Here is a 24,689-nt window from a genome sequence, read left to right on the forward strand (position 1 = left end):
GTGCTTGTTTAACCGCGCAAAAATAGAAATATTATTCGGTTTTGTTCAGAATGATATTTCCAGTTACGGTTTTTAAATTGTATTGACTAAATCCTTTAGGGATAGGGTTTTTTAATAACTCGCCATATTTTGTCTCTGCCGATATTTTAGCCCTATTGGCATTAACTATAATATTTCCGCTTTGTGTTTTCACGTCTACCTCCTCTGTAATATTATATAATTCACAGGTGCCATCGGATAGCGTAATGTCAAGATTGAGATAATCACCGGAGGCTATAATTCGCGCACCATTTCCAAAAACTTGCACCCTTTTGTATTTTGGGAGTGTGATTTTTAATGCAATTGAAATGACCTTATGCGCACTGAGCTTATCATTGGGGTTTTTGAAAATAGGTTGGAATCCTGCTCCTAATATTAATGTATTTCCCACTTCGGAAACCTTCATCTGCAAATCATTACTATATTCACCATCCATTTGGGCCTCCACTTCAATAGTCTCATTCTCCCGAGTTTCTAAAACTACCTCGTAACAATTTTCTGCATTCACCTGGATCAATTTTACAGATTCGTTCAAAAACACCTTGTGTACTTTCTTTTGTGCAGTAAGGTGCAAGGAAAAGAAGAAAACGAGTAATGGGATTAATTTCAAAACAGTCCATTAAAAAACGCCCCGGAAGGCGTTTCGATTATTTTTGCATATTCTTGGCTTCAATACTCAAGGTTGCATGCGGAACCAATTTTAAACGCTCCTTGTTTATAAGTTTACCCGTAATGCGGCAAATTCCATAGGTTTTGTTTTCTATTCTAAGAAGTGCATTTTTCAAGTCCCTGATAAACTTTTCCTGGCGAATGGCCAATTGTGTATTGGCCTCTTTGCTCATGGTTTCAGATCCTTCCTCGAATGCCTTAAAGGTAGGGGAAGTATCATCTGTACCATTATTACCATCGTTCATATAGGAACTTTTAAGAAGTTCCAAATGACTTTTTGCTTTTTCTATTTTCTCCTCAATCAATTCCTTGAACTCTGCCAAATCCTTATCGGAGTATCTAACTTTTAAATCTTCTGCCATCTCGTTAATGTTTTGCAATAAACAATTTAGTGTTCACTTCGTCAAAGGCAATTTCAGTGCCATTCTCTAAATTTTCCTCAAAATTCAATTCCGCTGTCAAAGTTTCCGCTTTTATATAATTAAGGTTACTGGTAACAGCCTGTTCTACCAACCCGTCCTTCAGCATCTTAATGTCAATTCTATCGGTCACCTCAAAACCGGATTCCTTTCTTAAATTTTGGATACGATTTACAAGTTCTCTAGCAATACCTTCTCTTCTAAGGTCTTCATTGATGGTTATATCCAGTGCCACTGTTGTCTTACCGGATGAGGCCACCAACCAACCTTCTATATCTTGAGAACTTATCTCTACATCCTGAAACTGTAAAATAATGCTTTTATTTTCTATTTGTAGGGATAATTCGCCTTCTTGTTCAATTTTTTGGATATCTTCCTGATTTAGAGCACTTATTGCTTTGGTAATCTGCTTCATCTCTTGGCCGTACTTAGGATCTAACGTTTTAAAATTAGGTTTTATCCTTTTTATCAGTACCCCGAAGCGTCATCAAGCAATTCAATTTCTTTCACGTTCACTTCTGATTTTATTAAATCGGATACCGCCAAAATATCCTTCCTATCCTGTCCATCCAAAACGGGGATCATGATTTTTTGAAGCGGTTGTCTCACTTTTATCTTTTCCTTTTGCCTGATGGACAATACCAAAGGAAGAAATGGTTTGAGCCTTTTGCATCTTTTGTTCCAAGGCCTCATTAATTAAGTTCTTATCCGATTTTGGAAAATCTGACAAGTGAACACTTTCAAAGGGTTCCAAATGGGTTGTTGCTATCAGGTCCTTGTAGAGTCTATCCATAAAAAATGGTGCTACCGGTGCTGAAAGTTTGGAAACGGTTACCAAGCAGGTGTATAAGGTTTGATATGCAGCAATCTTGTCTTTTTGGTATTCACCTTTCCGAACCTTCTTCTACATAAGCGAACGTACCAGTTACTCAAATTTTCCTGTACAAAATCTGAAATCGCTCTTGTGGCCTTAGTAGGCTCATAATCCGCATATGCCTCATCAACAAAAGCTACCAGGGAATTCAGTTCAGACAATATCCATCTATCTATTTCCGGTCTTTCCCCTACTGGAATATTTTCTTCTGCGTAACTAAACTCATCGATATTAGCGTACAGAGCGAAAAATGAATACGTATTATAGAGCGTCCCAAAGAATTTACGCTTAACCTCCACAATCCCTTCCGGGTCAAATTTGAGGTTGTCCCACGGATTGGCATTGCTGATCATATACCAACGAGTGGCATCTGCACCATGCTCTTTCATGGTTTCGAAGGGGTCCACCGCATTGCCCAATCTTTTGGACATTTTCTTGCCTTCTTTGTCCAGTACAAGTCCGTTTGAAACCACATTTTTGTAGGCAACGGAATCGAACACCATAGTGGCAATGGCATGAAGGGTATAAAACCACCCTCTTGTTTGATCGACGCCTTCCGCAATAAAATCGGCAGGAAAGGTCTTTCCTTCGTCAATAAGGTTTTTATTCTCAAACGGATAGTGCCATTGGGCATAGGGCATGGAACCACTGTCAAACCATACGTCTATCAAGTCACTTTCACGTTTCATGGGTTTACCCGAGTGTGAAACCAGTGTAATTTGATCCACGATATTTTTATGCAGGTCTATCTTTTCATAGTTATCTTCGGACATATCACCGACAACAAAATCCTTAAAAATATCCTTATCCAATACACCTGCCTCCAAAGCCTTTTGCATTTCCATCTTCAACTCCGCAACAGAACCGATGATCATTTCCTCCTTACCGTCAGTTGTCCTCCAAATAGGTAATGGAATTCCCCAGTATCGAGATCTGGATAAGTTCCAGTCATTTGCGTTGGCCAACCAATTCCCAAAACGCCCCTCACCGGTTGCCTTTGGTTTCCAATTAATGGACTGGTTCAACTCGAACATTCGATCCTTTATATCCGTAACCTTGATAAACCAAGAATCCAATGGATAATAGAGAATAGGTTTATCGGTACGCCAGCAGTTTGGATAACTGTGAACATATTTTTCAACCTTAAATGCCTTGTTTTCCTCCTTAAGCTTAATGGCAATTTCTACGTCAACGGAACGCTCAGGAGCTTGTCCATCCTCGTAGTATTCGTTCTTAACGAATTTTCCACCAAGTTCCTTCAACTCCGGCCTAAACTTTCCTTGTAAATCTACCGGAGGAACAAGGTTCGCATTTTCGTCCAACACCAACATAGGAGGTATTTACGGAACCGCCTGTTTTGCCACCATGGCATCATCTGCACCAAAAGTTGGAGCGGTGTGCACGATTCCCGTACCATCCTCGGTGGTTACAAAATCACCTGATATAACACGGAATGCATTTTCGGCATTTTCATATGGAAGCACGTAGGGTAAAAGTTGCTCGTATTTGATTCCTATCAAATCCTTTCCTTTAAATTCCTTCACTTGATAAAATGGAATCTTCTTATCTCCTTCCTTAAAACCAATTAAATCCGATTTCTCCTTAACCTCAATATACTTCCCAGCAAATTGCTTTCCGACCAAATTCTTTGCAAGGATAACGTTCATGGGTTCAAAGGTGTACTGATTATAGGTCTCCACCAAAACATAATCAATCTTTGCACCTACGGTGAGGGCAGTATTGGAAGGGAGGATTCATGGTGTGGTCGTCCATGCCGGAAAATAAATGGTTCCTTCATTCTGAAGAAAATCCGGAAGGGTTTCCTCTATAGCCTTAAATTGCGCCGTTACCGTAGTATCAGTAACATCTTGATAGGTCCCTGGCTGATTCAATTCATGGGAGCTCAATCCTGTTCCCGCTTTTGGAGAATAAGGTTGTATGGTATACCCCTTATATATTAAACCCTTGTCATAAATCTGTTTTAGCAACCACCAAACAGATTCCATATATTTAGATTTATATGTAACATATGGATCATCCATATCCACCCAATACCCTACTTGTTCTGTCATGGCGTTCCAAACATCGGTATATCGCATTACGGCTTTCTTACAGGCCGCATTGTATTCCTCTACTGATATTTTAACCCCGATATCTTCCTTAGTAATCCCAAGTTCCTTTTCCACACCCAATTCGATAGGAAGCCCATGGGTATCCCAGCCGGCCTTTCTTTTAACTTGGTAGCCTTTCATGGTCTTGTATCGAGGAAATATATCCTTGATGGTTCTCGCCATTACGTGATGGATACCAGGCATTCCATTTGCAGAAGGTGAACCCTCAAAAAAGACGTAACTTTCCTTACCCTCTCTTGACGTAATACTTTTTTCAAAAATATTAGCTGTCTTCCAGTAGTTTAAAACTTCATCTGCAACTTTAGGTAAGTCTAATCCCTTATATTCTGCGAACTTCATTTGAAATGCTTATGGTTCTGGGTTTTAAGCCTGCAAAATTAATTAATTTTGTTGTAACTGTTGTTCTACCGAACAATGAAATGGTTTAAATAAGAGAAACCCTGAATTGGGAACACACGAACTTTAATCCAAAACGGTAAACTCTGCGTATATGATTGTACAAACACTAAAAATTAACATCATGAAGAAATTAGCATTTGGAGCAATTTTAATTTTGGCTTTGAGCGTTTCTTTTGTTTCCTGCAGGGAAACTGCAGAAAAAGCCCAGGATGCCGCTAGCCAGGCAGAAGAAGCCTTGGAAGAAACTGGAAACGACCTAAAAGAAGTTGGTGAAGACGCTATGGATAAAGCCAAAGAGGCTGGTGAAAGTATGAAAGAAGCAGGGGAAAAAGCCCTTGATTCCGCAAAGGAAGCAGGTGAAGAGGCTTTGGACAAGGCAAAAGAAATTGGTGAGGACGTAAAGGACGCCACTAATGAAGCGGTTGAAAAAGTATCGCAATAATATACTTTTTCCTTATCAAAAATAAAGTTGGATTTTATCCTGAGCAATAGAAAGGCCCGTCTGTGACGGGCCTTTCTATTTTAAAAATGATATCCAATACCTAAAATCAAGTTGCTCCCCGGGGCCACTATCCCGGAAGAATAAGTTCTATACCTTTGATTTGTGATGTTTTCCAAACTGAGGGTAGCATTTACATTGTTTGCAACGGCATATTGAGAGCGGAAATTCAAGGTATACCATGATGGTGAAAAGGGATTTCCATTTTCGTCTATCGCATAGATATAATCCTTAGACTGCTCTGACAGGGCCAGTTCATTATTGGAAACTTCACCATTATAATTCAGGAAAAAATCGGTAGACAACTTTTCTCTTTTCCATTTAACATGGAAATCCCCAAAAGTGGGAGCTGCATGTCTCGCCGGTGAGTCCGTTCCATCCTCTTCTTCCTCAATTCCTTCAGTAATAGTAAGATTGGAGGATAAAGACCAATTTTCTGAAAGATAAGCATCAAATCCAAATTCGAAACCATATACATACGCTTTTGCCGCATTCTGTATGGCCTGTACATTGCTCAATTCACCTCCATACTCAATTTGCGACAAGCCATTGAAGGTAAAATCCCTTCGAACCAAGGCATCTACTAAGTAGGTGTAGAAGCTAGCACCCTTTACTACTAACTTATCCTTAAAATTCTTTTGAATTCCAAGCTCTACGTTATAGGCATATTCCGATTCCGCATTAGGATTGGGAACTACTACTGATCCCGGCTCAGAATCAAATATCTTTCCAATATCATCCACATTGGGCGCCCTAAACCCAGTTGAACCGTTAAAGGTTATTTGTAAATCTTGTTTTGGGAACCAACTAAAGCCCAAACTACCTGTTAGGGCCCCTGTACTTAAATCTGCATTCTCAAAAGGAAAAGAATAAAATGTACGATCGAACAAGGCATCTATCCAAACATGGCTATACCGTAAACCAGACATTACTATAAAATTGGGCTTGGCCTTGTATTCACCATTTAAATATCCTGCCAAGCTTTTCCACGTTGCACCATCTCGGATATCTCGGACGCCGCTCCTGTTATTTCATCGGTAAGTATATTTGTATCCTTGCCCATTGAACCCACAGTGTTAAAAATGAATTCAGCGCCATAGTAGAATTTGAAATTACCCATTTTCTTATTTTCAAAATCCAGATTCAGATTTAAGGCATCCACCTTTTCCTTTGGTGGTATTTAATATATCATCTTGAAAATCACGGTTGTTCCTGCTTTCCTCAAAAAATTGGTAGGCTGCAGTAAGCTTTAAGCCATCATATAATTTCCCATTCCCTCTCTTTTTTAACTGCATATTTCCCATAAACCATTTTTGCGGGCCGTAATACCATTCCGCCGACCTTAATCCTTGGCCATCCCGTGAAGGCCTTATTAGCCTATCATATCTCGGAATAATCTGAAGTTTCTGAAAAATGGATTCCCAAGTTCAAATCCCAGTTCGCACTGGGCCTATAGAAAAATTTCTGCATAAAACTCTTCTCGGTCGTATCCAGTAGTCACCTGTTTGCTAGGTTCATTATTAGGTACAAGAACATCTTGTCCGTTCATGGTTCTCACAAAGGAATTTCTCAAGTAGGATTCAGGTCCGTGGCTGCCCATTTTCAAATCTTGAAAGTCATTATATGTAAAACTTGTCAGGGATGCCCAATTTTTGCGCCCAATATTAATATCCGCATGTATCGTATTTTCAGTATTCGCGGAGGAGAATCTATAATTACCGTTTCCTGAAACTTGTGTATTTTCTTTTTGGCTCAGCATGGGTTGTCTTGTATAAAAATTCATTACTCCGCCAATGGCATCACTACCATAAATTACAGAGCCTGATCCGAAAATAATCTCTGTATTTCTAATGTTAAATGGATCTATGGAAATAACATTCTGTAAATTTCCACCTCTAAAAATCGCATTGTTCATGCGGACCCCATCTACGGAAAGTACCAACCTGTTGGTGGCAAAACCTCTTATCATGGGGCTTCCACCCCCTAGCTGACTTTTTTGAACGAACACCTTCCCGCTTCTTTGCAGCAGATCGGCAGATGTTTGGGGCGTATTGAGGGCTATCGTCCGGGCATCTATCGATATAATTTTATTGGGTATTTCTTTCTTTTGTTGCTCCCATTTGGAAATGGACATGACTACTTCGTCCAAGCGCTCAGGCACCATGACCATATAGATTTTATAGTCGTTCTTGACAATTTGAAGGCGTGTTACCTTGGTAGTTTCATAACTCAAATGCCTTAGTACCAATCTATCCTCATTTAAAAAAGGAGCAAAATCAAAATTCCCATCTAAATCAGTCACACTGATTTTGGTCCTTTCCGGGTTAAATACGGCCACATTCGGGATAGGTTCCAATGTTTCGTCATCCAGGACGGTTACTTGTTGCGACCAACCAGCAAAACAGTATAATAGAAAAAGTAGGAGTAAAAGTTTATTCATACTAACTAAACACCTCATTTAGAACCGCCAATGATTTAGGTTTTCTAAACCCCTGCAAATGCAATTCGTAATACAAAACCAATGATTGGAGAAGTTCTTGTCTGTTGTTTTTCCTCATTTTTATAGTACTTATCGCATCAAAATTTATGCCTAAAAAGGATTTGAAATACAAAAGATTCTCTCCGGAGAGTATGGGGTTTAAAGAAGTTGTGGAAACAAACTCTCCTTCCTGTAAATCAAAATAAGGATACGCTATATTATTTATATCAGGATAAAACCCTAGGTACTTGGTCAGTAGGGTCAAAAAATATAAATGGAAATTTGATATTTCCGTACGGATATCCAACCATTGTAACGATGCCTCCAAAAAATGGAACAGTTCTATGTTGGCCTCCTCCTCGTGAATACTATTGGCGAGCATTTCGGCTAAAAATAGGGCCATGGCATTTTTTACAATGTTAGTATGCAGATTTTGATAGTGGTAATGAAGTTTCGCTTCCTTGATGTTTTCCAAAGAACCCTTGTTTCTATGATTCGCCACCAGTTCCAATTGGGTAAGTGGTTGGAACAACGCTTTTTTTACCTTTCCCTTTTTTGAAGTCAAGATACCTCTAAGCAAGTAAGATTTCAATCCGTCCGATTCTGTAAAAACCCTTACAATCAAACTGGTATCCCCATATTTAATGGATGTTAGAACAATTGCCTTGGTAGTCACCTGCATGAATGTAGGTTTTTTGTAATAATATACGTTGCTGTTACATTCAGTTGTCCATCCATTTTTGGGAGTATTCATTCAGAATAATATCCCCTACATTTTTGGTGTAGTGGTGCTTGTCCAACCAATAGCATGGATTCATGGTCAATAGTTTTGATTTGTAAGGTCTAAATAGCTCGAAACCTTTCTTTTCTAAAGTATCCGGAAAATATCCGAACTGAATTCTTTTATCTGTGGAACTTATATAATTGTCATAGGAACTAGGGTGCACCAGTAAGGTAAGCCCAATGTTCTGTTGCTTGCACAAAAAAGTAATCTTTTCTAGAATTTCAATTTGGGAGGAAAAATCCAAAGGGTGACTTGGGGAGAAATCGGGAATATCTTGAACCTCTAAATTTTCCTTTTGGCTGCATTGGGCTTCATATGCATTTCGAGCATAGTAATTCCCATCTATATAAATATCATGTACAATGTGTTTTTTGTCCAAATCAGTGCCCAAAATTTTCTTCACAGAAATAGGCAAGAACAAAAACTCCCATTGCACCTTGTCTTCCTGTAAGTTCACAAATTTTCTAGAAGCGTCGTTTTCATGCGAACTGGTACGTTCATAGATGACACCTTCGTCCATAGCTATAATCAGGTTATTGATTTGTACATCGTTCTCAAGAAAAAGCAATAAATCGGCGTAAAACTCCTCCGGGGTACCTAGGGAATATGTCATATTATACCATAACTCATCCTTTGTATTCAACTGTTTTACATGCAACATCCCTCCTTTAGAATTGGAAAATAAAAAGTTGTTGAACTTTTTAGGATTTTGCAGTACGTAATGAACCTTTAAACTATGTTCGTTGGGTCTAATCCCATGGAATTCCCTGCGGTTGCCCATGATTCCATAGGGGTCTATGATGTAATTATAGATACTTGTAGCTGAAAAGTACAGAAGTACGATCAAACCGAAAAATGCCGCCTTTTTTAAAAATGCCCTCATTTAAAATTGAAAATAAATGAATTGCCCGGAACTTGTATTCAAACTGATCAGGTAGACCACAACGAGAATAACCAGTATCTCTATTAGGATATTAGCATTACTATTGAGTTTCCTTAAAAAACGGAAGTTCAGTCGCTCATCCTTTCTAAAAATCCAGTCCAAAACTAGCAAGGAACCCACACTATAAAGTCCATTCTTATAAATAAGTGGAAAATCAAATTTAGTGAACATAAGAGTTAAATATTCCATGGCCGAAACTAGGGATTCACTCCTGAAAAAGACCCAGGCCAATACCACCCAAAAGAAGGTGAGCAGTATTTTCCCCAACTCACTTAAAGTAGGAAACCAGGAGTTTTCCGCCACAATAGAGTCGGTATATTTTCTATTACTACCAACAATATAAGAGGGAACAAAAAGCATGGCATGTATACCTCCCCAAACTACAAATGTCCAATTGGCACCATGCCGGAGGCCACTTACCAAGAAAATCACAAATACATTCCTTAGCGATTTCCATTTACCTTCTCGTGAACCTCCTATAGGAATATAAAGGTAATCCCTAAACCATGTCGAAAGTGAAATGTGCCATCTACGCCAAAATTCCCCTACATTTCTAGAAAAATAAGGAAATTTAAAGTTGGACATCAATTCAATTCCAAATAACTTAGAAACCCCAATGGCAATATCTGAGTACCCGCTAAAATCACAATAAATCTGGATAGCAAAATACACGGCTCCCAACCAAAGTACCCCTCCTCCAAAATCATGATAATTCCCAAAGATATCATCCACCTTTATTGCCAGCACATCCGCGATTACTACCTTTTTCACCAATCCCCATAATATCAAACGTAGTCCTTGCATTCCTTTTTCATAAGAAAAGGTTCTTCTTCCCAATATTTGGGGCAGTAGATTGGAAGCCCTTTCAATAGGTCCAGCTACTAATTGTGGAAAGAAAGATACAAAGGCGGCAAAGGAAATAAAATCCTTGGTAGGCTTTAGCTTGTTCCGATACACATCTATGGTATAGGACATAGTCCGGAACGTATAAAAAGAAATCCCAACTGGAAGAATAATATTGAGTGACCACGTATTTTGGGTCTGATAACCCACATTGTTCAAAAGGTGTATCCAAGAATCCACAAAAAAATTGAAGTACTTGAAAAATGCCGGAAGACCAATATTAAAGGCCATACTGATTCCCGAAGGACTTTTCTTTCGGAACTTATAGTTGTCTTATCTATTCGTAGTCCTACAAAATAGTCGACCAAGGTGGACAGAAAAATAAGTGACAGAAACCTATAGTCCCACCATCCATAGAAAATGTAGGAACCAAATAGGAGTAATATATTCTGTTGCTTGATTTTCCTGTTGAAAACGAACCAATACAGGCCGAAGACAACAATAAGAAAAACCAAAAACTCAAAAGAATTAAATAGCAAGTCCTTGTTTTAAGACCCAAAAATAGGTCAAAATATAATTCCGAAGTCTAACCCGACACTGCAGCACAATAAAAAGCCCATCCTATAAAAGAATGGGCCTTAAAATGTAATTTCAGTATTGTTAAATGACTCCTTGGGCCAGCATAGCATCCGCAACTTTAACGAAACCAGCGATATTGGCACCTTTAACGTAGTTACAATACCCATTTTCTTCCATACCGTATTCTATACAGGAATCATGAATATCGGACATAATACCTTTCAAACGCTCGTCAACTTCCTCACGGGTCCAACTTATGCGTAAGGAGTTTTGGGACATTTCAAGTCCGGAAGTGGCAACACCCCCAGCATTGGACGCTTTCCCGGGTGCAAAGAGGATTTTTGCATTGTGGAATGCATGGACTGCATCCGCGGTACACGGCATGTTGGCTCCTTCAGCCACACAAATACATCCATTATCCAGTAATTTTTTGGCATCCTTCTCATTTAACTCATTTTGAGTGGCACATGGCAAGGCAATATCGCACTTCACTTCCCAAGGAGTTTTGCCCTCGTGAAATTCAGCCTTTGAAAATTCCTTTACATATTCCGAAATACGTCCCCTCCTATTGTTTTTCAAATCCATCACAAATTTCAACTTGTCTGTATCGATACCATCGGCATCATAGATATAACCACTGGAATCTGATAAGGTAACTACCTTTCCTCCTAATTGGATTACTTTTTCAGCAGCGTATTGGGCAACATTACCCGATCCGGAAATGACCACTGTTTTACCGTCAAAGTCCTCATCTCGAGTCTTCAACATGTTTTCAGCAAAATAGACCGTACCATATCCAGTAGCTTCCGGACGTATTTTGGAACCGCCCCAAGAAAGACCTTTACCTGTCAAAACCCCGGTGAACTCGTTTCGGATTTTCTTGTACATCCCAAAGAGATAACCGATTTCCCTAGCACCAACGCCAATATCCCCAGCAGGTACATCTGTATTAGGCCCTATATGCCTATTGAGCTCCAACATAAAGGCATGGCAGAAGCGCATCACTTCATCATCTGATTTACCCTTGGGATCAAAATCAGAACCGCCTTTACCGCCACCCATGGGTAGAGTCGTCAAGCTATTCTTAAATACTTGTTCAAATGCCAAAAACTTTAGGATACTAGCATTCACCGTTGGGTGAAAACGTAAACCACCTTTATATGGTCCAATGGCAGAGTTCATCTGTATCCTATATCCTCTATTTACATGAATCTCACCTTCATCATCTACCCATGCGACCCTAAAAGAAACCAACCTTTCAGGTTCTACCATTCTCAAAAGAATATTCTTGCCATTGTAAATTTCCTGTTCAGCAATGTACGGTATAACGGTATCCGCTACCTCCTGAACAGCTTGTATGAATTCGGGTTCATGTCCATTTCTCGGCCTTAACCTCATCCATAAATGCTTTTATTTTTGCTTTCATTGAGCTCATCAATATGGTTTTAAATTATTGAATTCAAAATATATCGGCAAAATTATAGTATTATTATAATTTTGTATCTAAATTTTTCACAATACTGTAAAATTTATGGTTTTAACGACAAATGCCAAATATCCGTGAAAAATAAGTAAGGTTTGTTCTTAAACGCTACATTAAATGTGCTGTTATGCCAAAGCCTGCGATAAATCCTCAATAAGGTCCTCAACATCCTCGATACCAACGCTCAAACGTATCAATGAATCCACAATACCGGCTTTTTCTCGCTCATCCTTTGGAATACTTGCATGCGTCATACTGGCGGGATGCCCCGCTAAGCTTTCTACACCACCTAGAGACTCCGCCAAAGTGAATATTTTTAAGCTTTCCACAATTTTAATGGCCTCTTTATAATTACCACCTTTTGGAACGAAGGAAATCATACCGCCAAAGTGCCTCATCTGTCCTTTCGCTACTTTATGATTAGGATGATTTTCAAATCCTGGCCAATAGACCCTTTCCACTTTGGGATGCTCATTTAAAAAATGGGCGATGGCCTCCCCATTCTCACAATGCCTTTGCATTCGCACATGTAAGGTCTTAATACCCCTTAACACCAAAAAACTATCCATTGGGCCGAGATACGGCACCACTAGCATTCTGAATGAAATACAATTGCTTGGCAAGATCGGGATCCTTTACCACTAGAGCCCCCAAAACCACGTCACTATGACCTCCTAGATATTTCGTAGCAGAATGCATAACGATGTCAGCCCCAAGATCCAAAGGCCTTTGCAAGTAGGGTGTGGCAAAGGTGTTGTCCACGGCCAATAGAATGTTTGTGCTTTGAGCTAATCCGAGAAACGGCCTTAATATCTATGATGTTCATCATGGGATTGGTTGGTGTTTCCACCCATATCAATTTTGTTCTATCATTGATACATGTCTTGATATTAGAGAGATCATCCATACCAACAAAGTGGAACACTATACCATAGGGTTCAAATACCTTTTTAAACAATCTGTAACTACCTCCATAAAGGTCACTAGTCGAGATTACCTCATCACCCGGCCGCAATAATTTAAATACTGCATCCATAGCGGCCAATCCACTGGCAAATGCAAGGCCAAAACTTCCATTCTCTATACTAGACAATGCATTCTCCAATGCAGTCCTTGTTGGATTGGCACTTCTAGAATACTCATAACCTTTGTGAATACCTGGAGAATTTTGTGAATAAGTAGATGTTTGGTAAATAGGTGTCATCACTGCACCATAGGCCTTTTCCGGCTCTTGCCCCCCATGTATTACCTTACTGTTGAATCTCATTTTATTTGTAGCCATACCCCACAATTATACCTACAAATGTATCGTTATCTTTTGGGGATTACAATGAAGCATTACATTTGTTCCTGTTTGATATTATAACATGAAACACACCCTCTCCATACTTTTATTCATCATGATTTTTATTGGCTGCAAAGAAGATAGGAATCTAATTTTTGAACCCTCTAATTTTAAGAACGAAACTTGTAAAAATTGTGCGTCGATAACAATTTTGGTACCCAGAGCTTTGGGTAATAAAAAAATCGACGAGGTTATCAATACCGCACTTAGGGAAGAAATAATTTCCATCCTTAAATATGACGATGAAGTAGATGCAAACTCCATTGATTCTGCCATGGAATCGTTTCAAAGTGAGTATATCCAACTAAGGGATAAATTCCCTGAAGAAGCAACTACTTGGGAGGCTACCATAAATGGGGAGGTAACCTATGAAAATGATACTATTTTGACCATCCGTTTGGATTACTATCTATTTACGGGCGGTGCCCACGGCTACAGTAGTGTTCGATTTTTGAACTTTAATAAAGAAAAAGGAAAGGAATTGGGAAATGAAGAGCTTTTTAGCGATATCGAAGCATTTGAAGGTTTGGCGGAATCCAAATTTAGGATCAAGGAAAAAATTCCAAACTCCGAATCCATAAACAGTACGGGATTTATGTTTGAAAACGATGTGTTTTACCTACCCGAAAATATCGGTTTTACCAAAGAAGGCCTACAGTTATTTTACGAGCAATATGAGGTAGCTTCCTATGCGGATGGCCCTATAGTATTGACAATCCCATTAGTGGAAATTCAAAAATATCTAATCCCCTTTAGATCCTAGGAATCTTTTTTCAAATGTCTTAATTGCGTCATTATGGTCGCCGTATGCAAGCCTTCATGCAACAGGTTAAAATTGAAGGCATCCTCAACATCATTCAATTGAAAACCGGCGCTTGTCTTGTACGGCTGATATTCCTTAAAAAGTCCTTCCTCAAAATCCTGTTTGATCCATTCTATCGTAGAGATTAAAAAATCACCAATTACTTTAATTTCTTCATCTGTGGCAGTTCCATCTCGGAAAGAACCTTTCATGAATTTAACCACCATTTCATCCGGAATTCTCATTTTAAGTCCACTGAACTTATACACCAATATTTGTTGGGTAGCAACAACGTGTGCAATGTTCCACCGGATGTTATTTCGAAAACCTTTCGGGATTCTTAATAAATCTTCCTTTGATGTAGTGGTTAAGATATGATAGAGATTTTTTCTACTCTGTAATGTTAGAGATAACTGACTTTCCAAATTCATACTGTTTTATTGAGTCTTAAAAATAGTACATTTAAATAGATTTGGGTTTCTTTGTGCCTCAATTCGATTCACCATGAGTAAAAAAATATACCACCTCAGCACATGCAATACCTGTCAAAGAATTATCAAAGAATTGGAACCCTTGGATGAATTTCAACTTCAGGATATAAAATCGGAACCTATTACTAAGAATCAGTTGGAAGAAATGTATTCCTTATCCCGAGTTACGAATCACTATTCAGTAAAAGGGCCATGCTCTTTAGGCAAAGGGGATTACATGAAAAGGAACTTGGGGAAGAAGATTTTAAAAGCCTTATACTGGACCATTATACATTTTTAAAAAGACCGGTAATCGTCATGAACGATTCAATTTTCATAGGGAATAGCAAAAAGACGATAGAAACGGCCAAAGAAGCAATTCATTCGTGAACCAAAGGACTCTTGCCATATTGGCTGCCTTAGGGGCCACCACAATTTATGCCCTTAACCATACCATTGCCAAGGGCGTGATGCCCAATTTTGTGCAGCCATTTGGTTTTATAATGCTCAGGGTAACCGGGGCGGCACTTTTATTCCGGATCTTCTCCATATTGGGGCCAAAACAAAAAATAGAAAAAAGGGACTGGGGCCGACTTGTGGTATGTTCCATTTTTGGAATGGTAATAAATATGTTGGCATTTTTCAAGGGCCTACAGTTATCAACTCCCATAAATAGTTCTGTTTTGGTAACGGTTACCCCCATTATTGTAGTAATATTATCCTCTCTACTGATCAGAGAGAAAATAACTTGGCAAAAGGCCAGCGGAATTCTCATGGGTTTTGTGGGTGCGTTATTATTGATACTGATGGGCTCGGAAATACGGCAGGATGCCCCTAATATCCCTTTGGGAAACACTCTTTTGATTGTAAATGCCACAGCCTATGGCACATATCTTATCCTAGTTAAAAAACTAATCGAAAAATACCATCCGTTTACTTTGATGAAATGGCTTTTTACCATAGCTGTAGTCATTAATTTCCCAATTACTTTTAATGAGGTAGCCGCGATACAATGGTCTTTGATCCCTCCACAGGCATACGCGGCGATTGCCTTTGTAATCATTGGCACCACTTTTCTAACCTATTTGTTCAATGTTTTTGCCTTGACCCAATTAAAAGCTTCTTCCGTAAGTGCCTTCACATATCTACAGCCACTTATTGGAATACTTTTTGCCTTGGGAACGGGAAAGGATAGCCTTAATACTATTAAAATAATGGCTGCTTTTCTAGTGTTGGCCGGGGTATACCTAGCAAGCAGAAGACCAACAAGGGTAAAGGTCTAAATTGAACGGCATAAGGTCATTATAAAATCGAGGACTTACAATAATCCAAATGTTGTTGCATGAGGAAAACAGCCTTGTCAGAATCCCTGTTATGAATTGCAGATATAATATCAAGGTGCTCCTGAAGTATCTCCTTGAGACAACGGGTACTTCCCAATAGGTCTAAGGCGGATCAAAAATTAGATTTCATGAACATATCAATTAAAATGGGGTTGCCACAATTCCGAACGATCAATTCATGGAAAATCCGGTCAATCTTTTGAAAAACATGGGCATTTGTAGGTCCTTTTTCAAAAGGTACCATTAAGTTTCGTAAATCATCTATCCTTTCCTGGGGTGCTCTTAGGGTAAATAGTTTTATCGCTTTCGTTTCCAAGGCAATCCGACAATCCAAAATATCGATAATTTCTTTGGTCGCGGACTTCCCTGACCATGATTTCCTTACTGGAGTTTAACGTGACCAACGCCTCCTTACGTAATTTTTTTATAACAAAGTTAAGGCAATCATCATTCGCATTAAGTATTTGGGATAGTTCCTTTTGGCAGATGGGCTCACCTGCACCTATTTTCTTTGTGACAATCAGCTTACGGAATTTGGTATATACCTCCTCGGTATAGTCACTTGCTCTTTCTAACATCTTTTAAATTTAATAAAATAAATCTTACAAAAAGCAAGCCTTTGTTCTCAGGGAAATAAGTATTCAAAGTCTTTAGATTGTACCTATAGATTTTTAGGGGCTTTGGAAAACTTACGAGTATCTTCTTTGGTCAAAATTCTGAATCCGTCCCCTTTTTCAACATTCCTGAAAGTGGTCAAAAAATCATCCGATAGAGCGGTAAGCTTTCTCGTTTTTAAATCCATCCAAGCACCCATCATCTCACAATGGGCGAAGTTTTCACCTTTATGGTTATAAAAGTTATGATGAAATTCAAAGAACTTCGCGTCCTCACTCATTCCCATAATTTCCATGGATACCTTAACAGGCTTCCCCGGAAAAGCTTCCTTGAAATAATATATGTGCTCATAAAAAACCACAGGGCCAATTTCATGAGTGGCCAAGGTCCTATGGTCAAAACCTATTTCCATAAGAAAGGACATTCGTGTATGGCTCATATAATTTAAGTAGGCCGAGTTGGCTAGATGCCTATTGGCATCTACATCGCTCCATCTTATTTCAAAATCTTTTAAATAAATTCTAGTTCATTTTTTTGCTATGCATGCATAATACTTAGTAAAAATACCATAGTTTTGGGTAAACCATTTAGAATCTAAGCCATTTTTTGCTTAAATTTTCAAATCAACTACAATCATCATGTCTACAAAAGCTCCATTTATAAAAGACCTTTCACTACCCGTTATCGCTGCGCCAATGTTTTTGATTTACGGGCCAAAACTCGTAATAGAATGTTGTAAAAATGGTATTGTGGGTACTTTTCCCGCTTTAAATCAAAGAACAAGTGAAGGTTTTGAGGAATGGTTGATTGAAATTAAATCGGCCTTAAAAAAGCACGAACAGGAAACTGGAAGAAAAGCGGCTCCATTTGGTGTAAATCTAATCGTTCATCAAACCAATCCAAGACTTGAAGCGGATATAAAACTCTGTATAAAGCATCAGGTGCCACTGGTAATTACCTCTCTAGGAGCGGTATCACAAGTTGTGGATGCCATCCATAGTTATGGTGGATTGGTCTTTCATGATGTTATCAAAAAAAGACATGCTCAAAAAGCGGCGGAAGCGGGTGTGGATGGATTAATTCTTGTTGCCGCGGGAGCAGGTGGCCATGCCGGCACCATAAACCCAATGACTTTGGTATCGGAAATAAAACAGTTTTTTAAGAAAACCATCATTCTTTCCGGTTGCATTAGTACAGGTCGCGATATTGCATCGGCATTACAAATGGGTGCAGATTTGGCCTACATGGGTACGAGATTCATCAATACGGAAGAAAGCAAGGCTACCCCGGAGTATAGATCTATGATCGTTGAGGCAGGGGCAAGCGACGTAGTCTACACGGCCGCTATATCAGGAGTCCATGCCAACTTCTTGGGAGCAAGTCTTAAGGCCGCGGGCATCACCGAAGAAGACCTAAAAAAAGACATCAAAATAGATTTTGGGAAGGAACTGGATACCGAAGCCAAAGCCTGGAAAACCATCTGGTCAGCGGGACAAGGAGTAGCATTGATTGATGACGTTTTGCCAGTTTCTTCATTGGTTTCCAACTTAAAATCGGAGTTCAAAAAAGCGATCGAAGAGCAAATTAAGGTCTTGGAAACGTTTCCAAAATAAGAGCAATGCCCCTTATTTCTTCTAACTACAATCCGCCATTAGCATTTAAGAATGGTCATTTTTCAACCATTTATAATGGACTGATAAGGAAAGTAACGGATCTAAACCAGGAGCGTGAAAGAATATGCCTTTCTGACGGCGATTTTTTAGATTTGGATTGGAGTTACTGTGCTACACCTACGGATATGGTCTGTATAGTTATCCATGGGCTTGAAGGCGACGCCCAACGGGCGTATGTTCAAGGTGCCGCTAAAATTTTAAGCCAGGATTCTTTCGACGTCTGTGCCATAAATCTAAGAGGCTGTAGTGGCGAACCTAACCGAACCTATCGCTCCTACCATTCGGGGGCAACCGAAGATTTAAGTGATGTAATTCAACATATTTTGGAATTGGATCAGTATAAAAAGGTGTTTCTGTATGGTTTCAGCCTTGGCGGAAACCTTCTATTAAAGTATTTGGGAGAATGCAACCATACTCCCAAGGAAATTTCCGGGGGGGTAGCCATTTCAGTACCATGCCAACTTGCGGATTCACTAACACAATTGTTACAATTTCGAAATATATTGTACGCGGAGAGATTTAGGGGAAACCTCATTGAAAAGCTTAAAATAAAAGAGCGATTGTTCCCAGATCGAATTACAGGACAGGAAATAAAAAAGGTAAAAACATTAAAGGACTTTGATGATATCTATACCAGTAAAGCCCATGGCTTTATGGATGCCATGGATTACTACGCCAAAAGTAGCAGCCTGCAATTCCTACCTTCAGTCTCTGTTCCTTGCCTAATCGTGAACGCAAAAAATGATTCCTTCTTAGGTAAGGCTTGTTATCCTAAAGAGGAAGCCGAACAAAATAAAAATCTTTATCTAGAAGTTCCTAGATACGGTGGTCATGTAGGTTTTTACGGCCCCAATAATATTACCTATACTGAGCAAAGGTCTTTAGAGTTTTTTAAATCCTTGAATTAATTTCTTGTTTTGCAAAAAACCCTTCAGAAAATAAAATTTCATATCTTAGTCCTTCCAACATTAATTAAGTTAAAATCCATAAAGAAATGCGAAAATTATTCACCTTATTGGCCCTTGGCGCCTTGGTAATGAGCTGTGGCGAAAAGAAAGAAGAAAAAAAGGATGGTTTTGAAATGAACCGTACCAAAAAAGAGGAAGTTAAGGCAACGGAAACCACGGGAGGTGTTCCTGTTGACATGGACAATAAAGGTGTGGATCCTATTACGAGCGTTGATTTTGGGGATGATATCGATACCGAATTGGCCGCTGCAGGTGAAGAAAAATTCCAAGCGATCTGTACCGCCTGTCATATGGCGGAACAACGTATGATCGATTCTGCATTAAAAGGAGTGTATGAAAGAAGAAGTCCGGAGTGGGTCATGAACATGATTCTTAATCCTGATGGCATGCTTAAGGAAGACCCTATTGCCAAAGCATTGCTTAAAGAATACAACAATGCCATCATGTTGAACCAAAATCTAACCGAGGATGAAGCTCGTAGCGTAGCTGAATATCTACGTACTTTATAAACAAGATTGAACTATAGAATGAAGCCCTTTCTAGAAATTAGAAAGGGCTTTTTTATGGTCTGATGAATCGCGTTCAGCAATTAGCGCATCCAACACGTTTCTAATTTTTTCGCTGTTCCAGTTCGATGCTCCTTTTTCCTTAATAACAATCTTTCCAGTGTGGTCGATAATATAATTAGTAGGAATGGTCTTTTCATAAAGGTCCTTAGGAGGATTCATGTTGGAAACTACCGCAGGTACCGAAAAGTTCTTCTTTTCTAAAAAAGACTTTATTTTTTACGGATCTTCGTTGGATATCATTAGAAAACTTATTTTATCTCCATAGTCTTGATACAACCCATCTATACTGGGAAGTTCCGCAATACAGGGAGGGCACCAAGTCGCCCAATAACTTATGAATGTGATTTCTCCATCTCCAACCTTGGCATTGACTGGTTCTCCATCCAAATTTTCAAGTTCATATACAAAAGGCTGTACTTGTATTTGTTCCTTTTCGGAGGCCGAGACCTGGTGAAAACAGTTCTACTTTTAATCGATTGACCAGGACCATCATGGGAGTTCTTGTTTGGGGAACAATCAACAAGATTATAAGGATAACAAAGACGACATCACTTATTTTAAATTTAGGTTTTTTCACTTTTTACCTTGTTATTAAAAATCACCCTTCAATAGACGTAGTTGGAGGGTTGACATTACAACCGTAACAAAATTCGTGATATCGCTACTAATAAGAAAAGAATTAAAATGGGTTTTGGTTTTCATTCTATGCCAGTAATTAAGGCCAATAAAGCACTTCTGAAAAAGCGGCGCAGCTATGGTGACATCCGTGCGGAATATGAAGGCTTAACCAGTAAGACCAAATTAAAGTTTAAGGATCTTAGCCCACTTCAGCAAAAGGTGATAAAAGATAGGATTCGGGAACAGGCCAAAAAAGATGACTTGTACAATTTTTGGGTAATGGTCATCAGTATTATGATTTTGCTATCCCTAATCATTTTCCTCTATGCGAGATATATGGTATAATTTAAAACTTATCAGCGACCACTTTGTAGGTGGGGTCCTCCAGTACGTTTACATCAATAATCTCATTCGCATTCTTCAGTAAGCGAATACAGTCTTTGCTCAAATGCCTCAAATGTACTTTTTTTCCAACTTTGGCATACCGCTCCGTAATCTTGTTCAAAGCCTCGATACCGAGACATATCGGCCACCCGACTTTCCTTAAAATCGATAATCACCTCATCCGGGTCATTGGGGACATCGAATTTTTCAGCGAAAAGTGTGGTGGAACCAAAGAAAAGGGGACCGTATATTTCATAGTGCTTCACTCCGTTCTCGTCCACATGTTTTCACGGCACGGATTCGTTTAGCATTCTCCCAGGAATAGGCCAATGCCGAGATAACTACACCCAATAGAACGGCTACAGCTAAATTGTGGGTAATCGCAGTAATCAGTGTCACCAATACCATCACGATAACATCGGATTTTGGCATTTTCCCAAATGTCTTAAAGCTTGCCCACTCAAATGTCCCTATGGCTACCATGAACATCAACCCGACCAAAGCGGCCATGGGCAAACGTTCAATAAGACTGGAACCGAACATAATAAAAACCAAGAGCATTACGGCTGCTGTAATTCCTGATAAACGGGCACGAGCACCGGCAGAGGTATTGATCAAACTTTGTCCGATCATGGCGCATCCTCCCATACCTGAAAGGAAACCTGACAAAATATTGGCCGTACCCTGCGCCACACATTCCTTATTTCCGCTCCCACGGGTCTCTGTAATCTCGTCAATAATGTTCAACGTCAATAAACTCTCTATCAATCCTACACCGGCAACAATGGCCGCGTAGGGGATAATGATCTTGAATGTCTCTAATGTAAAAGGCAATTGTGGAATGGATAATGGAGGAAATCCTCCTTTAATACTTTCACCCTCGGCCATAATATCTGCCACCTGCATGGTATCGATACCAAAACCTAAGACTATGGCCGAAACTACTAAAATGGCTACCAATGAAGATGGAACGGCCTTGGTCAATTTGGGTAGTCCCCAAATAATGAGCATCGTTAAAAGCGTTAATGCCAACATAATGTACATAGGACTTCCGCTTAACAAATCACCTGTAGCTTTATTATAGAAATTGGGAAACTGGGCCATAAAGATGATAATAGCCGAGACCGTTTACAAAACCGAACATCACCGGATGTGGAACCAATCGGATAAACTTACCCAATCTTAAAAGTCCCGCTCCAATCTGTAAAACCCCAGCCAGAATAACCGTTGCGAACACATAATTCAGAATGGTCTCGGGTTCAATTCCAGGAAAGTTTCGTTTTAACTCTAAAATCAGTCCTACGAAAACAACGGCCACTGCGCCGGTAGCACCTGAAATCATTCCTGGTCTACCACCAAGAATAGAGGTGACCAATGCCAAAACGAAGGCGGCATACAGCCCCGTTAAAGGAGAAAACCCCGGAATAAGGGCAAATGCAATGGCCTCCGGCACCAAAGCCAAGGCAACTGTGAGTCCGGATAGGATTTCCGTTTTGTAATCTACCTTCTGCTTAAAATCGAATAAATTCAAATACTTGCGCACGCCTCATTATTTTAAGGGCGCAAAAATACCATTATTTGTTGGATACCCTAGAAACCGAATGATTATTAACGATTTAGCAATCTACCAAGCCTTCAACCCCAATAATTTTTCTCCAAGCGGTGATAATTTGGCGGTTTCGTATTTGGTCTGCTCCCAATTTCTAGGATCCCCAGGGAAGGCATAGCCTTCGGGTGCCACTCTATTCTTCCAAGAGTTTATCCGCCATTTTTTTAAGGCTTCGTTATCCTCTTCGGCGGGCATCATGGAAATGTATTGCGCTATCCGAACCTTATCCCCGGATCTATTGGGCCGTATTCCGTGGGGTTCCGTACTATTGAAAATCAAAAGGTCGCCAGCCTCCATTTTTACCTTTACTATTTTATCCTCAATCCCAGTAACGTCAGGTTTAAAATGGTCGCGATCTTCGGGTTGCGTCAATTTCCAAGTATCATAATTTCGGTATAACCAAGGAATGCATTGAAAACCACCCATGTTTTCATCGGTTTGATCGGCCAAGGCCAAGACCCCTTGTACATTTTGGGGCCGGGTCTCCGGGTCATAATCCCAATGGATAAAACCCTTTTTATGTTCCCCTTCCCGTTGTGGGAAATTCAGGTTAGCGCGGTCAATGGTCACCCAAAGTTTCTCTGTCCCCCATACGTCCACAAAGGCATCATAGACTTTTTGTGTTTGGCGATTGTCCCAAAGATATTGATGGTTATATACTTCTACCATACCTGTTCCGGTAAGTTCCTTCATTTTCATCTCGGCCCGTGGAGGTGCATACCATGTATCTTTATCATGAGGGTCCTTTTCATCGAATTCCCAAAGAAAGTCGGCCGTTCTTTGGGCCTGTTCCTTAGGAACGGCATTCTTTATTACGATATAGCCGTTGTGCTTCGGGAACTTCCAATCCTCTTCGGATAATACACGTAATGGTTCCCTATTGGAACGGTCATTCAATTGTTGCTTACTGCTGGTAGCGGTGGATGGATTACCAGGGATATCCTGATGCGCCATATTTCCCATTTCCACCTTTTTCTTTAGACTGTAACATAGTATTTCTATTTAAGTTGATTTCTAATTTCTAGGATAAAACTAGTAGGAATACGCTATGAATACCACCGTAATATTGATGATAATTTGAACTATATTGACATTAATAATATAATAATACATATTTAATATCAATTTCGTTTATATTTAGGCTTAATTTATTGTAAATGAAAGTCCAACTGGAAAGCATTTCACCAGATTCCAAAAGTCCGTTCAGGTTATTGCACGATCCCAAACTGAGCCATCTCTTCTATTGGCATTTTCACCCGAACTGGAATTGGTTTACATCGAAGGAGCCGATGCCAAAAGACATGTGGGTGATCATATATCCAACTTTACCGGTAGCGACCTTGTGCTCATTGGATCCAACATTCCCCATTTAAATTTTGACCATGGTGTCACTACATCATATAGAAAAGAGATCCTTCATATAAAACCAAGCTTCAAGGAAAATGTGTTGAGGGACTATCCTGAGTTAAAACAACTGGACAGACTTTTGGACCTTTCCCGCTATGGAGTGGCTTTCTCAGGCGAGACCAAGCAAGAAGTGGGCGCACTTATGAAGACCCTTCACGAACAAGACCCTTTTTATTTTTTTATGTCCGTTATGCATATTCTGAAACGTTTATCCCAAAGCAAGGAGTTTCAACTATTACATAAAACACCCTATGTTAACAAGTTCAAAAACAAGGAGCAAAAACGAATGCGAAAGATATATGCCCTTATTGACGAACGGTATCATGAAAAGATAACCTTGGAGGAGGTGACCGATTTATGCGGGTTGACCAAACCGGCCTTTTGCCGTTATTTTAAAAAGACGACAGGTAGCACCTTTGTTTCCTTTCTAAACCAGTATCGCGTCAGTCAGGCAAAACGGTTGTTGTTGATGGGTAAAAATGTTGGCGAAGCCTGTTTTGAATGTGGGTTTGAAAGTCTCTCTTATTTTAACCGAAGCTTTAAAAAAATAACAGGGGAAAATCCATCTGTATTTAAAAAAGGGTATGTTAATGATCGGTAAATGACATATCTTAACTAATGGAAAAATAAAGTCTATGCTATCCGACATCCACCCCAAGCTCCCCATGCGAGACAAGTCCAAAACCTGCGAGTACTATATCGAAATGTTGGGTTTTGAAAATTTGGGCACTTCGGACTACCCAG

Annotated in this window: 22 protein-coding genes and 6 pseudogenes; 9 read left to right on the forward strand and 19 right to left on the reverse strand. The window is 39.5% G+C overall.

What is annotated here, in order from left to right:
* Window positions 1–31: 31 nt before the first annotated feature.
* The 3 genes and pseudogenes from NYZ99_RS18585 to ileS all read right to left on the reverse strand — a co-directional run bounded on the left by NYZ99_RS18585 (window position 32) and on the right by ileS (window position 4,472).
* Window positions 32–649, reverse strand: a complete 618-nt coding sequence (locus NYZ99_RS18585; RefSeq protein WP_260572636.1) for a DUF4097 family beta strand repeat-containing protein — start codon at window positions 647–649, stop codon at window positions 32–34.
* 37 nt (window positions 650–686) lie between these two features.
* Window positions 687–1,070 carry a TraR/DksA family transcriptional regulator gene (locus tag NYZ99_RS18590; protein ID WP_099544332.1) on the reverse strand — a complete coding sequence of 128 codons (384 nt, stop codon included), beginning with the start codon at window positions 1,068–1,070 and terminating at the stop codon, window positions 687–689.
* A 4-nt stretch (window positions 1,071–1,074) separates the two neighbouring features.
* Window positions 1,075–4,472, reverse strand: a pseudogene (gene ileS, locus NYZ99_RS18595) (isoleucine--tRNA ligase).
* 181 nt (window positions 4,473–4,653) lie between these two features.
* Between ileS and NYZ99_RS18600 the strand changes: the two are divergent.
* Window positions 4,654–4,974: a hypothetical protein gene (locus tag NYZ99_RS18600; protein WP_260572637.1), complete on the forward strand. Its 321-nt coding sequence runs from the start codon at window positions 4,654–4,656 to the stop codon at window positions 4,972–4,974.
* Between the two features lie 80 nt (window positions 4,975–5,054).
* Here NYZ99_RS18600 and NYZ99_RS22430 read toward each other — a convergent pair whose 3' ends face one another.
* The 8 genes and pseudogenes from NYZ99_RS22430 to NYZ99_RS18630 all read right to left on the reverse strand — a co-directional run bounded on the left by NYZ99_RS22430 (window position 5,055) and on the right by NYZ99_RS18630 (window position 13,409).
* Window positions 5,055–5,960, reverse strand: coding sequence for a TonB-dependent receptor domain-containing protein (locus tag NYZ99_RS22430; protein WP_338039133.1), 906 nt, complete (start codon window positions 5,958–5,960; stop codon window positions 5,055–5,057).
* Between the two features lie 35 nt (window positions 5,961–5,995).
* Window positions 5,996–6,193 (reverse strand): hypothetical protein, encoded by a 198-nt coding sequence (locus tag NYZ99_RS22435; protein WP_338039134.1) that lies wholly within the window; start codon window positions 6,191–6,193, stop codon window positions 5,996–5,998.
* A 288-nt stretch (window positions 6,194–6,481) separates the two neighbouring features.
* The gene (locus NYZ99_RS22440) at window positions 6,482–7,471 is read right to left on the reverse strand and encodes a TonB-dependent receptor (RefSeq protein WP_338039135.1); all 990 of its coding nucleotides are present in this window, start codon (window positions 7,469–7,471) and stop codon (window positions 6,482–6,484) included.
* Between the two features lies 1 nt (window position 7,472).
* Window positions 7,473–8,192, reverse strand: a complete 720-nt coding sequence (gene recO / locus NYZ99_RS18610) for a DNA repair protein RecO (protein ID WP_260572638.1) — start codon at window positions 8,190–8,192, stop codon at window positions 7,473–7,475.
* 40 nt (window positions 8,193–8,232) lie between these two features.
* Window positions 8,233–9,177, reverse strand: coding sequence for a hypothetical protein (locus NYZ99_RS18615; protein WP_260572639.1), 945 nt, complete (start codon window positions 9,175–9,177; stop codon window positions 8,233–8,235).
* Complete coding sequence (locus NYZ99_RS18620; protein ID WP_260572640.1) at window positions 9,178–10,371, reverse strand: MBOAT family O-acyltransferase; 1,194 nt, start codon at window positions 10,369–10,371, stop codon at window positions 9,178–9,180.
* A gap of 369 nt (window positions 10,372–10,740) precedes the next feature.
* Window positions 10,741–12,085: pseudogene (gene gdhA / locus NYZ99_RS18625) on the reverse strand (NADP-specific glutamate dehydrogenase).
* 182 nt (window positions 12,086–12,267) lie between these two features.
* A pseudogene (locus tag NYZ99_RS18630) lies at window positions 12,268–13,409 on the reverse strand (cystathionine gamma-synthase).
* A 244-nt stretch (window positions 13,410–13,653) separates the two neighbouring features.
* Between NYZ99_RS18630 and NYZ99_RS18635 the strand changes: the two are divergent.
* Complete coding sequence (locus NYZ99_RS18635) at window positions 13,654–14,250, forward strand: DUF3298 and DUF4163 domain-containing protein (RefSeq protein WP_420845146.1); 597 nt, start codon at window positions 13,654–13,656, stop codon at window positions 14,248–14,250.
* On the opposite strand, the gene NYZ99_RS18640 is transcribed toward NYZ99_RS18635, so the two are convergent.
* Window positions 14,247–14,714 carry a DinB family protein gene (locus NYZ99_RS18640; RefSeq protein ID WP_260572641.1) on the reverse strand — a complete coding sequence of 156 codons (468 nt, stop codon included), beginning with the start codon at window positions 14,712–14,714 and terminating at the stop codon, window positions 14,247–14,249. The two genes, NYZ99_RS18635 and NYZ99_RS18640, sit on opposite strands and share 4 nt — an antisense overlap.
* A gap of 79 nt (window positions 14,715–14,793) precedes the next feature.
* Between NYZ99_RS18640 and NYZ99_RS18645 the strand changes: the two are divergent.
* Window positions 14,794–15,149, forward strand: a pseudogene (locus NYZ99_RS18645) (arsenate reductase family protein).
* On the forward strand, window positions 15,146–16,042 hold the full coding sequence (locus tag NYZ99_RS18650; protein WP_260572642.1) for a DMT family transporter: 897 nt from the start codon (window positions 15,146–15,148) through the stop codon (window positions 16,040–16,042). The pseudogene NYZ99_RS18645 and the gene NYZ99_RS18650 overlap by 4 nt, the downstream one beginning before the upstream one ends.
* A 19-nt stretch (window positions 16,043–16,061) precedes the next feature.
* On the opposite strand, the pseudogene NYZ99_RS23080 reads toward NYZ99_RS18650, so the two are convergent.
* The 3 genes and pseudogenes from NYZ99_RS23080 to NYZ99_RS18660 form a co-directional block, all read right to left on the reverse strand.
* Window positions 16,062–16,436: pseudogene (locus NYZ99_RS23080) on the reverse strand (GntR family transcriptional regulator).
* Window positions 16,360–16,680 carry a hypothetical protein gene (locus NYZ99_RS18655; RefSeq protein ID WP_260572643.1) on the reverse strand — a complete coding sequence of 107 codons (321 nt, stop codon included), beginning with the start codon at window positions 16,678–16,680 and terminating at the stop codon, window positions 16,360–16,362. Before NYZ99_RS18655 ends, NYZ99_RS23080 begins: the two are co-directional and overlap by 77 nt.
* A gap of 83 nt (window positions 16,681–16,763) precedes the next feature.
* A complete protein-coding gene (locus NYZ99_RS18660) occupies window positions 16,764–17,237 on the reverse strand; it encodes an acyl-CoA thioesterase (RefSeq protein ID WP_260575282.1) in 474 nt (157 codons plus the stop codon).
* Between the two features lie 118 nt (window positions 17,238–17,355).
* Between NYZ99_RS18660 and NYZ99_RS18665 the strand changes: the two genes are divergently transcribed.
* The 3 genes from NYZ99_RS18665 to NYZ99_RS18675 all read left to right on the forward strand — a co-directional run bounded on the left by NYZ99_RS18665 (window position 17,356) and on the right by NYZ99_RS18675 (window position 19,867).
* Complete coding sequence (locus NYZ99_RS18665) at window positions 17,356–18,330, forward strand: NAD(P)H-dependent flavin oxidoreductase (RefSeq protein ID WP_260572644.1); 975 nt, start codon at window positions 17,356–17,358, stop codon at window positions 18,328–18,330.
* A 5-nt stretch (window positions 18,331–18,335) separates the two neighbouring features.
* Window positions 18,336–19,298 carry a YheT family hydrolase gene (locus NYZ99_RS18670; RefSeq protein WP_260572645.1) on the forward strand — a complete coding sequence of 321 codons (963 nt, stop codon included), beginning with the start codon at window positions 18,336–18,338 and terminating at the stop codon, window positions 19,296–19,298.
* Window positions 19,299–19,384: 86 nt separating this feature from the next.
* Entirely contained in the window at window positions 19,385–19,867 is a 483-nt protein-coding gene (locus NYZ99_RS18675) for a c-type cytochrome (protein WP_260572646.1), read from the forward strand.
* Between the two features lie 30 nt (window positions 19,868–19,897).
* Here NYZ99_RS18675 and NYZ99_RS18680 read toward each other — a convergent pair whose 3' ends face one another.
* Both NYZ99_RS18680 and NYZ99_RS18685 read right to left on the reverse strand, forming a co-directional pair.
* A complete protein-coding gene (locus tag NYZ99_RS18680; RefSeq protein WP_260572647.1) occupies window positions 19,898–20,086 on the reverse strand; it encodes a hypothetical protein in 189 nt (62 codons plus the stop codon).
* Window positions 20,087–20,143: 57 nt separating this feature from the next.
* On the reverse strand, window positions 20,144–20,314 hold the full coding sequence (locus NYZ99_RS18685) for a TlpA family protein disulfide reductase (protein WP_338039136.1): 171 nt from the start codon (window positions 20,312–20,314) through the stop codon (window positions 20,144–20,146).
* 297 nt (window positions 20,315–20,611) lie between these two features.
* Here NYZ99_RS18685 and NYZ99_RS18690 point away from each other — a divergent pair, with 297 nt between their 5' ends.
* Entirely contained in the window at window positions 20,612–20,890 is a 279-nt protein-coding gene (locus NYZ99_RS18690) for a hypothetical protein (RefSeq protein WP_260572648.1), read from the forward strand.
* 1 nt (window position 20,891) lies between these two features.
* Here the strand turns inward: NYZ99_RS18690 and NYZ99_RS18695 are convergent.
* Together NYZ99_RS18695 and NYZ99_RS18700 are read right to left on the reverse strand one after the other, a co-directional pair.
* Window positions 20,892–22,472: pseudogene (locus tag NYZ99_RS18695) on the reverse strand (SulP family inorganic anion transporter).
* A gap of 81 nt (window positions 22,473–22,553) precedes the next feature.
* Window positions 22,554–23,501 (reverse strand): phytanoyl-CoA dioxygenase family protein, encoded by a 948-nt coding sequence (locus NYZ99_RS18700; protein WP_260572649.1) that lies wholly within the window; start codon window positions 23,499–23,501, stop codon window positions 22,554–22,556.
* Between the two features lie 280 nt (window positions 23,502–23,781).
* On the opposite strand from NYZ99_RS18700, the gene NYZ99_RS18705 reads away from it, so the two are divergent.
* Window positions 23,782–24,546, forward strand: a complete 765-nt coding sequence (locus tag NYZ99_RS18705; RefSeq protein ID WP_260572650.1) for an AraC family transcriptional regulator — start codon at window positions 23,782–23,784, stop codon at window positions 24,544–24,546.
* The last annotated feature ends 143 nt before the right edge of the window (window positions 24,547–24,689 follow it).

It is taken from the genome of Maribacter litopenaei (assembly GCF_025244665.1).
GTDB lineage: Bacteria > Bacteroidota > Bacteroidia > Flavobacteriales > Flavobacteriaceae > Maribacter > Maribacter litopenaei.